The sequence below is a fragment of the Pseudomonas sp. D1HM genome, from assembly GCF_019266105.1.
GTDB classification, from domain to species: domain Bacteria; phylum Pseudomonadota; class Gammaproteobacteria; order Pseudomonadales; family Pseudomonadaceae; genus Aquipseudomonas; species Aquipseudomonas taetrolens.
The window spans coordinates 39,270-51,166 of the sequence record NZ_LRMN01000028.1 but is presented as its reverse complement, the minus strand read 5'-3'; the positions used below and the strand labels follow the sequence as shown (position 1 = coordinate 51,166).

The 11,897-nt window shown below is 57.2% G+C and carries 11 protein-coding genes; 3 read left to right on the top strand and 8 right to left on the bottom strand.

Features of this window, described 5'->3' with window-relative positions; all coding sequences use genetic code 11:
• Positions 1 to 31: 31 nt before the first annotated feature.
• The 4 genes from yjiA to radA form a co-directional block, all read right to left on the bottom strand.
• Positions 32 to 1,000 (bottom strand): GTPase, encoded by a 969-nt coding sequence (gene yjiA, locus AWM69_RS22330; RefSeq protein ID WP_218728529.1) that lies wholly within the window; start codon positions 998 to 1,000, stop codon positions 32 to 34.
• A gap of 140 nt (positions 1,001 to 1,140) precedes the next feature.
• Positions 1,141 to 1,338, bottom strand: coding sequence for a YbdD/YjiX family protein (locus AWM69_RS22325; RefSeq protein ID WP_048378262.1), 198 nt, complete (start codon positions 1,336 to 1,338; stop codon positions 1,141 to 1,143).
• Between the two features lie 15 nt (positions 1,339 to 1,353).
• Positions 1,354 to 3,420, bottom strand: a complete 2,067-nt coding sequence (locus AWM69_RS22320; RefSeq protein ID WP_131652137.1) for a carbon starvation CstA family protein — start codon at positions 3,418 to 3,420, stop codon at positions 1,354 to 1,356.
• A 271-nt stretch (positions 3,421 to 3,691) separates the two neighbouring features.
• Positions 3,692 to 5,059, bottom strand: a complete 1,368-nt coding sequence (gene radA / locus AWM69_RS22315) for a DNA repair protein RadA (RefSeq protein ID WP_048378264.1) — start codon at positions 5,057 to 5,059, stop codon at positions 3,692 to 3,694.
• 315 nt (positions 5,060 to 5,374) lie between these two features.
• Here radA and mscL point away from each other — a divergent pair, with 315 nt between their 5' ends.
• Positions 5,375 to 5,788: a large-conductance mechanosensitive channel protein MscL gene (gene mscL / locus AWM69_RS22310; protein WP_131652136.1), complete on the top strand. Its 414-nt coding sequence runs from the start codon at positions 5,375 to 5,377 to the stop codon at positions 5,786 to 5,788.
• Between the two features lie 60 nt (positions 5,789 to 5,848).
• On the opposite strand, the gene AWM69_RS22305 is transcribed toward mscL, so the two are convergent.
• Entirely contained in the window at positions 5,849 to 6,625 is a 777-nt protein-coding gene (locus tag AWM69_RS22305; RefSeq protein WP_218728527.1) for a ferredoxin--NADP reductase, read from the bottom strand.
• A 367-nt stretch (positions 6,626 to 6,992) separates the two neighbouring features.
• Here AWM69_RS22305 and AWM69_RS22300 point away from each other — a divergent pair, with 367 nt between their 5' ends.
• Positions 6,993 to 7,706, top strand: coding sequence for an autoinducer binding domain-containing protein (locus tag AWM69_RS22300; RefSeq protein ID WP_218728525.1), 714 nt, complete (start codon positions 6,993 to 6,995; stop codon positions 7,704 to 7,706).
• 131 nt (positions 7,707 to 7,837) lie between these two features.
• Positions 7,838 to 8,962, top strand: a complete 1,125-nt coding sequence (locus AWM69_RS22295; protein ID WP_218728523.1) for a class I SAM-dependent methyltransferase — start codon at positions 7,838 to 7,840, stop codon at positions 8,960 to 8,962.
• 181 nt (positions 8,963 to 9,143) lie between these two features.
• On the opposite strand, the gene AWM69_RS22290 is transcribed toward AWM69_RS22295, so the two are convergent.
• From AWM69_RS22290 to AWM69_RS22280, 3 genes are read right to left on the bottom strand one after another with little or no spacing between them, the layout of a single operon-like run.
• Positions 9,144 to 9,311, bottom strand: coding sequence for a DUF2474 domain-containing protein (locus AWM69_RS22290; protein WP_048378268.1), 168 nt, complete (start codon positions 9,309 to 9,311; stop codon positions 9,144 to 9,146).
• Between the two features lie 60 nt (positions 9,312 to 9,371).
• Entirely contained in the window at positions 9,372 to 10,379 is a 1,008-nt protein-coding gene (gene cydB / locus AWM69_RS22285) for a cytochrome d ubiquinol oxidase subunit II (protein WP_218728522.1), read from the bottom strand.
• Positions 10,380 to 10,382: 3 nt separating this feature from the next.
• Positions 10,383 to 11,822: a cytochrome ubiquinol oxidase subunit I gene (locus AWM69_RS22280; RefSeq protein ID WP_218728520.1), complete on the bottom strand. Its 1,440-nt coding sequence runs from the start codon at positions 11,820 to 11,822 to the stop codon at positions 10,383 to 10,385.
• Positions 11,823 to 11,897: the final 75 nt, after the last annotated feature.

The window sequence follows — 11,897 nt, the reverse complement described above, 5'->3', positions numbered from 1 at the left end:
GGAGAGGGTTGGGGTGAGGGCCAGGCGTTACTCAAGACTCAAGCCGGGCAAAACCCTCCCGAATCCTGGCTTCAGGCAGGTCGTCAGCAATAAATACCATCACGCTTTCACGCGACTCACCCTCGGACCATTCGGTGTCCCAATCAAAGCCGTATAGCTTGAGCACACCTTGAAACACCAGCCGCCGGTCTTCGCCCGCAATGTTGAGCACGCCTTTGTAACGCAGCAGTTGCTTGCCGTGCTCTTCCAGCAGCTCGTTCATGAATTCACTGAGGCGGTCGATGTCCAGCGCTTGGTCGGTGCGCAGTACCAGGCTGGAAATACGGTCAATCGACGATGCCCGCGGCACCGGGCGCAAGCTCAGGCCACCGCCCAAATCCGCGTTCAGGTTAAATCCGCGCACATCCAGCAGTTCAGCCAGGTCGATCTTGCCGTGCTCGACCACCCGAATCGGCGCTCGACGGTTAATGCGGGTCAGGCGTTCACACAGCGCGTCGAACGTGGGGTCGTCCACCAGGTCACGCTTGCTCACCAGCAACCGGTCAGCGAAGCCGACTTGCGCCTGGGCGATGGTTTGGCTCAGGTGTATATCGGCATGGGCGGCATCCACCAGGGTGATGATGCCGTCCAGCAGGTAACGCTCTCGCAGTTCTTCGTCGATAAAAAAAGTTTGCGCCACGGGCGCCGGATCGGCCAGACCGGTGCATTCGATCACCAGGCGGTCGAACGCAATTTCGCCGCTGTCCAGACGCTCGAGCAGCAGGTAAAGGGCTTTGGTCAGGTCGGTGTGGATGGTGCAGCACACGCAGCCATTGGCCAGGGTCATGACTTGCACCGGCTCGTCACCCAGCAGTTGGGTATCGATCCCGGCATCGCTGAATTCGTTTTCGATCACCGCGATTTTCAGGCCGTGCTCGGCCTTTAGCAGGTAGCGCAGCAAGGTGGTTTTGCCAGCCCCCAAAAAGCCGCTGAGGATGGTGACGGGGATTGGAGAGGACATGCGAAGTCTCCTTAAAAAGGGGAGCACAAAAACAACTGTAGGAGCGAGCGTGCCCGCGAAGCCGTCAAAGCATTCAACCTCTCGGTTGACTGACTGGACGCTATCGCAAGCACGCTCGCTCCTACAGGAGACCTAACGGTTTAACAGCACTTGGGGCCGGCTTTACCGCCATAACGGGCTTCTTGGCGTTCACGAAAGAACACCTCGTAGCTCATGACCGGCTTGTCCGGGTGCTTGGTTTGCATATGCTCGACGTAGGTGTCGTAGTCGGGCATGCCGACCATCAGGCGCGCGGCCTGACCGAGGTATTTACCGAGGCGACTCAGGTCATTGAACATATTTGCAATCCTCTGTTATGCATCCGGCATGGCCTGGAATGGCGCTTCTTTATCCGTACGCTCTTTGCTGCCCCAGGCGGCAATGCCGACTTTGATCGCATAGAACAGGATGCTGAACACCACAAACAGGAACAGTGCCGTCAAACCAGCGTTGGTGTACGCGTTGATGATCACGTGCTGCATCTGATCGATGTTTTTCGCCGGCGCCAGTACCTGGCCCGCGTCCAGCGCGGTGCTGTACTTGTTGGCCAGGGCCAGGAAGCCGATGGCCGGGTTGGCATCGAACAACTTGATGAAGCCAGCCGCGGTGGTGCAGATCAGCAGCCAGACCGCTGGCAGCATGGTCACCCAAATGTAGCGCTGGCGCTTCATTTTGATCAGCACAACGGTCGCCAGCATCAGCGCGATACCCGCCAGCATCTGGTTAGAGATACCGAACAGCGGCCACAAGGTGTTGATCCCGCCCAGAGGGTCGATCACGCCCTGGTACAGCAAGTAGCCCCACATCGCCACACACAGGCCGGTTGCCAACAGGTTGGCGCCCCAGGACTCGGTGCGTTTAAGGGCGGGTACAAAGCTGCCCAGCAGGTCTTGCAGCATGAAACGACCGGCACGCGTACCGGCATCGACTGCGGTCAGGATGAACAGGGCCTCGAACAAAATGGCGAAGTGATACCAGAACGCCATGGTGTTTTCGCCCGGCAACACGTTATGCAGGATCTGAGCGATGCCCACCGCCAGGGTTGGCGCACCGCCAGCACGTGCAAGAACGGTTGTTTCACCGATGTCTTTGGCCAGGGCCGTCAGGGCATCCGGGGTAATGGCAAAGCCCCAGCTGCTGATCGTCTGCGCCACACCGACGACATCGGACCCGACAATGGCTGCCGGGCTGTTCATGGCGAAGTACACGCCCGGCTCGATCACCGATGCGGCAACCATCGCCATGATGGCCACGAAGGACTCCATCAACATGCCGCCGTAACCGATGTAGCGCGCGTTGGTTTCGTTATCCAGCAGCTTGGGCGTGGTGCCCGAGGAGATCAGTGCGTGGAAACCCGATACCGCACCGCAGGCAATGGTGATGAACAGGAACGGGAACAGACCGCCTTTCCAGACCGGGCCGTTACCGTCGATGAACTGCGTGACCGCCGGCATTTTCAGTTCGGGCATGGTGACCAGAATACCGATCGCCAAGGCCACGATGGTGCCGATTTTGAGGAAGGTCGACAGGTAATCACGCGGTGCCAGTACCAGCCACACCGGCAAGACCGCCGCCACAAAACCGTAGCCGATCAGCATCCAGGTGATTTGCGTACCGGTGAACGTGAACACGGGCGCCCATTCCGGACTGGCGGCAATCTGGCCCCCCAGCCAGATGGAACCCAGCAGCAGGAATACCCCGACAAACGAGATTTCACCGATGCGGCCCGGGCGGATGTAGCGCATGTAGATGCCCATGAACATCGCAATCGGGATGGTCGCCATCACCGTGAACATGCCCCATGGGCTTTCGGCCAGGGCTTTGACCACGATCAGCGCCAGCACCGCGAGGATGATGATCATGATCAGGAAGCAGCCAAACAGCGCGATGGTGCCAGGCACCTTGCCCATTTCTTCGCGAACCATGTCACCCAGGGAGCGACCGTTGCGACGGGTGGACATGAACAGGACCATGAAGTCTTGCACTGCACCGGCCAGTACCACGCCGGCGATCAGCCAGAGTGTACCGGGCAGGTAGCCCATTTGCGCCGCCAATACGGGGCCGACCAGAGGTCCGGCGCCAGCAATGGCTGCAAAGTGGTGCCCGAAAAGAATGTGCTTGTTGGTCGGCACGTAGTCCAGACCGTCGTTATTGACCACGGCCGGCGTCGCCCGAAGGGGGTTCAGCTGCATCACTTTGGTAGCGATAAACAAACTGTAATAACGATAAGCGACCAGATAGATGGCAACTGCTGCCACTACGATCCACAAGGCGTTGATCGCCTCGCCTCGGCGCAAGGCTACTACGCCAAGGGCGAAGGCTCCTACAATTGCCAGCAGCAGCCACGGAATGTGGCGTAGCAGGCTATTATTATTTTTCATTTTTATATTCCGGCCAGTTGGACAAGAAGGATTGCCCCCGGAGTTTAGCGCTCCCAGCCTTAAAGACCAGCCCCTGACATTGATCTAGAGCCTTCTTTTGCAGTTTTGTGCAAGGTTTTTTCAGCGCCCCGCGCCATTGCACGCGTGGGGGGCTGCGGACATTGCCTGACGACGGTTTGGCACATCCGTGCCGTGCCGTGACCGCCGCCTGACACGAGCCTGTAGGTCAAGGTCCCATGCAAAGAGTGCTGATTTCCTGCACCGTTAAACGCTATTCAAACAACGCATCCAGCGCCTGTTCCAGACGGGTCACGCCAATGACCTTCAACCCGGGCGGGGATTCTTTCGGGGCGTTGCCCTTGGGAACGATGGCGCGTTTGAAGCCATGTTTGGCAGCTTCTTTCAGCCGCTCCTGCCCACTGGGCACCGGGCGTACTTCCCCGGACAGGCCCACTTCTCCGAATACCAGCAAGTCATGGGGCAGCGGACGGTTCCGCAGACTGGACATCACGGCCGCCATCAAAGCGAGATCGGAGGCGGTTTCCAGCACCTTGACCCCGCCTACGACGTTGAGGAAGACATCCTGATCGTGGGTCGGGATACCGCCGTGGCGATGCAGGACTGCCAGCAACATGGCCAAGCGATTCTGATCCAGCCCCAGGGTGACACGACGCGGGTTGGACATATGGCTGTCATCCACCAATGCCTGAACTTCCACCAGCATGGGGCGCGTGCCCTCCCAGGTGGCCATGACCACACTGCCCGGAACTTCCTCCTGGGCGCGCGTCAGAAAGATGGCCGATGGGTTGGAGACTTCTTTCAAGCCTTTATCGGTCATGCCGAACACGCCCAGCTCATTGACCGCGCCAAACCGGTTCTTCACCGCTCTCAGCAAACGCAGGCGGCCATCGGACTCGCCCTCGAAATACAGCACGGTGTCGACCATATGCTCCAGCACCCGCGGCCCGGCAAGCGCGCCTTCCTTGGTGACGTGGCCCACCAGGAAAATGGCCGTGCCGCTTTGCTTGGCATAGCGCACTAACAGGGCCGCGCTCTCGCGCACTTGCGAAACGCCGCCCGGTGCCGACTGCAGTTGCTCGGTAAAGATGGTCTGGATCGAGTCGATCACCATGACCTTGGGTTTTTCCAGCTTGGCGGTGGCGATGATGCTTTCGATACAGGTTTCGGTCATCACCTTGAGTTGATCCTGCGGCAACCCCAGACGCCGGGCGCGCATGGCCACTTGCTGCTGGGACTCTTCACCGGTGACATACAACGCCGGCATGCGCGTGGCCATATGACACAGGGTTTGCAGCAGGATGGTCGATTTACCGATGCCGGGGTCGCCGCCAATCAGCACCACTGAGCCATCGACCAGGCCGCCACCGAGCACCCGGTCCAGCTCACCGGACGCGGTGGAAAAGCGCGGGATCTCTTCGATGCTGACTTCGGCCAGGGTTTTGATCTGGGCCTGTTGGCCGGTCCACCCGGTACGCCCGCTGGGTGGCGCGGCTGAACCGCTTTCTACAATGGTTTCGACCAACGTGTTCCAGACGCCGCATTCGCCGCATTGCCCGGCCCACTTGGGAAAGGTTGCACCGCACTCGGTGCAGCCGAAAATGCGCTTAGGCTTGGCCATCTGAACTCCACGGAAAAACCGCGATGATAGCCCACCGGGCCTTGATCAGGGCGACACCTGTCGGCTGATTTCGCCGGTGCAGTGGTCACTCTCAGAAAGAACCCAAACCGTGGGGCCTGATGTCTGTCAGTCAAACGAAAAATGTTTGTGTAGCAGCGTACTGTCATTAACTGACAGGCATTCGCTCCCTGCAAGGACTCGCCCGATAAAGGTTGGCCCGTCAATAAATGCGTACAAGATGCCAGTCTAATGAGCAAGATCGTCAAGGCTGATTTACACTAACAAGCCAACCTCATCTGTAACAAGGAATAACCTATGGGCGTGATAAGTGAGTTCAAGGCCTTCGCGGTCAAAGGTAACGTGGTCGATATGGCCGTCGGTATTATCATCGGCGCGGCATTCGGCAAGATCGTTTCATCCTTCGTCGGCGATGTGATCATGCCACCTCTGGGCTTGTTGATCGGAGGCGTGGACTTCAGTGACCTGGTCATTACGCTCAAAGCCGCGGTTGGCGATGCCCCTGCAGTGGTTGTGGCTTATGGCAAATTCATCCAGAGCATCATCGACTTTATCATCGTCGCCTTTGCAATCTTCATGGGCGTGAAGGCCATCAACCGCCTGAAGCGTGAAGAAGCGGTCGCGCCAAGCGCGCCTCCTCTTCCGTCAAAAGAAGAAGAGCTGCTCGGTGAGATTCGCGACTTGCTCAAAGTCCAGAACAATCGACCATAACGCTATTGATGAATAAAGACGGCGCCCGCGGGCGCCGTTTTTTATTCATTTAAACCATAACTACCAATAGTTCTCGACGGCCACTTGCCCCGGCCGGCGCGTCAGACTTAGTTGCAACTCACGCGCCTTAAGCAACTGCCGAGTGTCATCAATCATTTGTGGATTACCACACAACATCACTCGAGAATACTCGGGGCGCAACTCGACACCTGCCGCTTGTTCAAGCTCGCCGTTTTCAATCAATGTCGTGATACGCCCGCGCAAGGTGCCCGGCATTGTTTCTCGCGTGACAATAGGTATATAGGTCAACTTATGTGCGTATTCCGCCAGGTAGTCCCGCTGTCCCAACTCGGTAATTAAATCCTGATACGCCAGCTCTTTTTGTTCGCGGGCACTGTAAACCAGCATGATGCGTTCAAAGCGTTCCCAGACTTCGAAGTCTTGCAGGATCGACAGGAACGGCGCGATGCCCGTTCCGGTCGCCAACAGCCACAGGTCCCGACCATCGACAAAGCGATCCAGGGTCAAAAAGCCGAAGGCCTGGCGCTCGACCATCAAGGTATCCCCGACGTTCAGGCGGCTCAGCTCACTGGTGAACTCACCACCAGGTACCACAATGGAAAAGAACTCCAAAAATTCGTCATGGGGGGAAGACACCATGGAGTAGGCCCGCCACACCGTGCTGCCGTCGGCCTTGGTCACGCCTAATCTGGCGAATTGACCGGCACGAAAGCGAAAGCCCGGATCCCGAGTGGTTCGTAGCGAAAACAGACTGGGTGTCAGGGGCGTTACCGTGAGAAGGGTCTGACAGGTAAATTTTTCGGCACTGGCATTCATGGTGCACTCCATTGGCTAGTGGTTCTAGTGTCGCGCAAAGAGCGCTGGAGAGACACCCGATTGTTAGCCTCACACCTAAAATGATCAACCCGCGCAGGTCGTATCGGCGATCCAGAAACTTAACACCTAAGTATTAAGCCATATATCTCCGCCCCAAACTTACAATCAAAAAGCCATCACTCGATCTTCTATAGAAACTGCCAACAGGCAACTCACCCCATCTAATCCGGACTACATCTCGAGCATTTGCACTAATACACACTGGCACTAAAATCTACAAAATCATAAAAAACTGGAAACAAGCTACATATATCAACTACTATTTCCTACCTCTAGGATCCAAAGTTTCGAGACTGGGTATCTCCTCATGAAACCGCATGGAATACGCTACGAAAATCAATCAATTACGGAAAAAACAGAAAGTGAAATATTTGACTACACCTCAAAGAAAGTCACCGAGTACGGATTCAGTCGTTTTTTCTTCCGCACATTACTTCGCCTTGGGAACACCCATTTAGATGGCGCCATTGTAAGCAACTACCCAAACGAATTTATAACCACGTATGAAAACAATCATTACACCCACAAAGACCCTTTGATCAATCACTGCCAGTATTCCATTGAACCGATTCTTTGGGATGAGCATGTTTTCAACAAGACACCCGACCTGTTGAAACATGTGCAATCCATTGGGCTGAAATATGGCTGGTCCCAGTCCGTGCACGATGCCAAGGGCGCCGTCAGTATCTTGAGTGTCGGTAGAAGCCACACACCGCTTACCGTCGAAGAGTTCAATGAAAAAGCGGCTGATATTCTGTGGCTGTGCAACCAGCTGCACATCGTCATGATTAGCCAGTTCTCTCCCGCCGGACGCGTTACTCATCCGGTCTCTCGTCTATCCATTCGGGAAGTGGAGGTTCTGAAGTGGACTGCCGAAGGTAAAACCGCCTCTGACATTGCCATGATCCTGAGCCTGACCACCCGAACCGTAAACTTCCATATCAGCAGCGCCATGCAAAAAATGGGGGCTAACAACAAAACCTCTGCCGTGGTCATTGCAACCAAGTCAGGCTTGCTCTAACGCCCGCTCCAGCCGAACTGACAAACGCATCAGGCAATCTCCTGCAATTAAACGTAAAATCCCGCCTACCTGCAAAACCCACAGATTGCGCTGCCGGCCATGCCGTCATCGATTCCCCAGAGTTTGTCTAAATGCCTGTGCTAGAAACCCCGTTCGCCCAACTCCACCTGATCCGCCAGCCTGAGCAGCAGAATGAGCCATTACAGGCCTTCGATGCAGCGGATGAGTATGTGCTGAACCATCTGGCCGAACAGGGATTGCCTGCCAACAGCCGTGTGCTGGTACTTAACGACAGTTTTGGTGCGCTGGCGATCAGCCTGGTCGCCAGCATGAAGGTCACCAGTAGCACGGATTCATTTCTGGCCACTCAAGCGCTGGAAAAAAACCTGGTGCGCAATCATCACGCCTTTGATGCCGTGACGATTGTCCCGGCCAGCCAGCCCTTGGCCGGGCCGTTCGACTGCGTCCTGGTACGCGTCCCCAAAACCCTGGCCCTGCTCGAGGAACAACTGATCCGTCTGCAAGGCCAACTGGCACCGGGCGCGCGCGTTATTGCAGCCGCAATGGTCAAGCACCTGCCCCGCGCGGCAGGCGACTTGCTGGAGCGCTACATCGGCCCGGTGCAAGCCTCTCTGGCGGTAAAAAAAGCCCGCTTGCTGATCGCCACCCCAGAAGCCAAGGGACCCTTTACTTCGCCTTATCCGTCGCGCTACGTGATGGATGACCCGGCCATCGAGTTGCTCAACCACGCCAACGTGTTCTGCCGCGAAGGGCTGGACATCGGCACTCGTGCATTCCTGCCCCACCTGCCAAAAAACCTGGGCTCGGCGCGGGTCGCGGATCTGGGTTGCGGCAACGGGGTGCTGGCGATTGCCAGTGCTCTGAACAACCCTGATGCGCAGTACACACTGGTGGATGAGTCGTTTATGGCTGTGCAGTCCGCCCATGAAAACTGGCAGGCAGCGCTGGGTGGACGGGACGTGATCGTGCGGGCGGATGATGGCCTTGCCGGCCAGGCACCTGACTCACTGGACGTGGTGCTGTGCAATCCGCCGTTTCACCAGCAACAGGTCGTGGGTGATTTCCTTGCCTGGCGCATGTTCCAGCAAGCGCGTGAAGCCCTGGTGGTCGGCGGCGCGCTGTACATCGTCGGCAATCGCCACCTGGGTTATCACAGCAAGCTGGCCAAGCTGTTTCGCGGTGTCGAACAAGTTGCGGCCACGCCGAAGTTTGTGATCCTCAAAGCGCGCAAGTAACCGCAAGGAAACAGGGGGGAGGATCTAATGCCTGTCAGTGAAGGGCAATACGATCTGAACCTGTAGGAACGAGCTTGCTCGCGATGGTTTCAAAAACGCTGCGTTTATCCAGCAAACCCACGCGTTATCGTTAACAACCATCGCGAGCAAGCTCGCTCCTACAGAAACCTTTGCGCAGCCATCAATGGGTTTTCATGCCTGCGGCGGTCATGAACAGGCGAATCAGCCAGGCAAACACGGCCAGGGTCGCCACACTGCCGGTCCAGATCACCAGCAACCAGCCAATGCGTTGCCACAGTGGCTTTTTTTCGCACTCTTGCACGTCGTGTAGATAATCTTTGCCAGCCATGCTCAGGCGCTCCTTTCAAGAAAAGGCTGCGGCCTCGTGAGGCCGCAGCGGCACATGTGACTAGTGGTAGCCGTCTTCGTGGGTCACTTTGCCGCGGAACACGTAGTAGCTCCAGAAGGTGTAACCGAGAATAAACGGAATGATGAACAGCGTGCCGACCAGCATAAAGCCCTGGCTTTGCGGTGGCGCGGCGGCGTCCCAGATCGAGATCGATGGCGGGATGATGTTCGGCCACAAGCTGATGCCCAGACCGCTGTAACCCAGGAAGATCAGCACCAGGGTCAACAGGAACGGCAGGTAGTGAGCCTTGCGTGCAATCGCCTTGAGCAGGCTGTACAGGGTCACCAGTACCAGGATCGGCACCGGCAAGAACCAGAACAGGTTCGGCAACGAGAACCAGCGGGCGGCGATATCGGTATGTGCCAACGGTGTCCACAGGCTGACAACGCCCATCAGGGCCAGCACGGCAAGCGCCAGTGGGCGACCCAGCTTGTGCATGCGCGCTTGCAGGTCCCCTTCGGTCTTCATGATCAGCCAGGTGCAACCGAGCAAGGCATAAGCCACGATCAGTGCGATCCCGCAGAACACGGTGAATGGCGAGAGCCAGTCCAGACCACCGCCCGCGTACTGACGATCAACCACTGGGAAGCCATCGATAAAGGCCCCCAGTGCAACGCCCTGGAAGAAGGTCGCGGCAATCGACCCGCCGATAAAAGCCTTGTCCCAGATGTGACGCTTCTCGGCCCGGGCCTTGAAGCGGAACTCAAAGGCCACACCGCGGAAGATCAAGCCGACCAGCATCAGCACCAGTGGCAGGTAAAGTGCCGACAGTACCACCGAGTAAGCCAGTGGAAAGGCACCAAACAACGCTGCCCCGCCCAGTACCAGCCAGGTTTCGTTGCCGTCCCAGACAGGAGCAACCGTGTTCATCATCACGTCACGGTCCTGCTCGCCCTTGATGAACGGGAAGAGGATGCCGATCCCGAGATCGAAGCCATCCATGACCACGTACATCATGATCCCGAAGATGATGATGATTGCCCAGATAAGTGGCAGATCAATACCCATGACTCAGTTCCCCTTCTTCAGGCTGTCGCTGTGACCATCGTCAGTGCCTTCAACGGCAGCCGACAGAGGACGGGCTGGCGTGCGCTTCTGACCTGGACCACCGGAAGTGTGATCGTCACCTTCATGGGTCACCGGACCTTTGCGCACCAGACGCATCATGTAACCCAGCCCGACACCAAACAGTGAGAAATACACCACTACAAACATGATCAGCGTGATGCTCATTTGCGTAACGCTGTGGTTGGACGATGCATCAGCGGTGCGCATCAGTCCGTAGACCACCCACGGCTGACGACCGATCTCGGTGGTGAACCAGCCGGCCAGGATCGCGATCAATCCGGACGGCCCCATCCACAGCACCAGACGCAAGAACCAGCGGTTTTCGTACAGCGTGCCGCGCTTGCGCAGCCATAGGCTCCACAGGCCGATGAAGATCATCAGCATGCCCAGCGCAACCATGATGCGGAAGGTAAAGAACACGATGGTCGAGTTCGGACGGTCAGCAGCAGGAAAATCCTTCATGGCCGGGATTTGTTTGTCCAGGCTGTGGGTCAGGATCAGGCTGCCCAGGTAAGGCACTTCAATCTTGTAATCGGTGGTCTCGGTCTTCATATTCGGGATGCCGAACAGGATCAGCGGTGTCGGCTCGCCGGGCTTGTTCTCCCAGTGACCCTCGATCGCAGCGATTTTCACCGGCTGATGCTCAAGGGTGTTCAGACCGTGCGCGTCACCGATCAGCGCCTGCACCGGTGCAACCACCAGTGCCATCCACATCGCCATCGAGAGCATGCGGCGGATCGCCGGAGTGTTTCGACCCCGCAGCAAATGCCAGGCCGCCGAAGCACCAACGAAGAACGCCGTGGCCACAAAGGCTGCCGTGGCCATGTGCGCCAGACGGTAAGGGAAGGACGGGTTGAAGATCACCGCCAGCCAATCGACCGGGATCACGCGCCCATCGATGATTTCGTAGCCTTGAGGGGTCTGCATCCAGCTGTTGGACGCCAGAATCCAGAAGGTCGAAATGAGGGTGCCGAGGGCCACCATCGCGGTCGAGAAAAAGTGCATCCCGCGACCGACGCGGTTCCAGCCAAAGAGCATGACGCCCAGAAAGCCAGCCTCAAGGAAGAATGCAGTGAGCACTTCATAGGTCAGCAATGGACCGGTCACCGCGCCGGCGAAGTCTGAGAACCTCGACCAGTTCGTACCGAACTGATAGGCCATGACCAAACCCGATACCACACCCATACCAAAGTTGACTGCGAATATCTTCGACCAAAAGTGGTACAGGTCGCGGTACGTATCGTCACGGGTTTTCAGCCACATGCCTTCGAGCACCATCAAATAACTGGCAAGCCCGATGGTGATGGCAGGAAACAGAATGTGGAACGAAACGGTAAACGCAAACTGAATTCGGGCGAGATCTAGAGCCTCCAAACCGAACATAAGCATTCCTCTATCAGGTATCAGGTCGTTCAGAACACAGGCAGGACACCCGTATCCAGCTACCCCGCGAGCCCT

Coding starts and splice junctions, on each gene's coding strand:
- yjiA (WP_218728529.1), bottom strand. CDS start 1,000: ATGTCCTCTCCAATCCCCGTCACCATCCTCAGCGGCTTTTTGGGGGCT.
- AWM69_RS22325 (WP_048378262.1), bottom strand. CDS start 1,338: ATGTTCAATGACCTGAGTCGCCTCGGTAAATACCTCGGTCAGGCCGCG.
- AWM69_RS22320 (WP_131652137.1), bottom strand. CDS start 3,420: ATGAAAAATAATAATAGCCTGCTACGCCACATTCCGTGGCTGCTGCTG.
- radA (WP_048378264.1), bottom strand. CDS start 5,059: ATGGCCAAGCCTAAGCGCATTTTCGGCTGCACCGAGTGCGGTGCAACC.
- mscL (WP_131652136.1), top strand. CDS start 5,375: ATGGGCGTGATAAGTGAGTTCAAGGCCTTCGCGGTCAAAGGTAACGTG.
- AWM69_RS22305 (WP_218728527.1), bottom strand. CDS start 6,625: ATGAATGCCAGTGCCGAAAAATTTACCTGTCAGACCCTTCTCACGGTA.
- AWM69_RS22300 (WP_218728525.1), top strand. CDS start 6,993: ATGAAACCGCATGGAATACGCTACGAAAATCAATCAATTACGGAAAAA.
- AWM69_RS22295 (WP_218728523.1), top strand. CDS start 7,838: ATGCCTGTGCTAGAAACCCCGTTCGCCCAACTCCACCTGATCCGCCAG.
- AWM69_RS22290 (WP_048378268.1), bottom strand. CDS start 9,311: ATGGCTGGCAAAGATTATCTACACGACGTGCAAGAGTGCGAAAAAAAG.
- cydB (WP_218728522.1), bottom strand. CDS start 10,379: ATGGGTATTGATCTGCCACTTATCTGGGCAATCATCATCATCTTCGGG.
- AWM69_RS22280 (WP_218728520.1), bottom strand. CDS start 11,822: ATGTTCGGTTTGGAGGCTCTAGATCTCGCCCGAATTCAGTTTGCGTTT.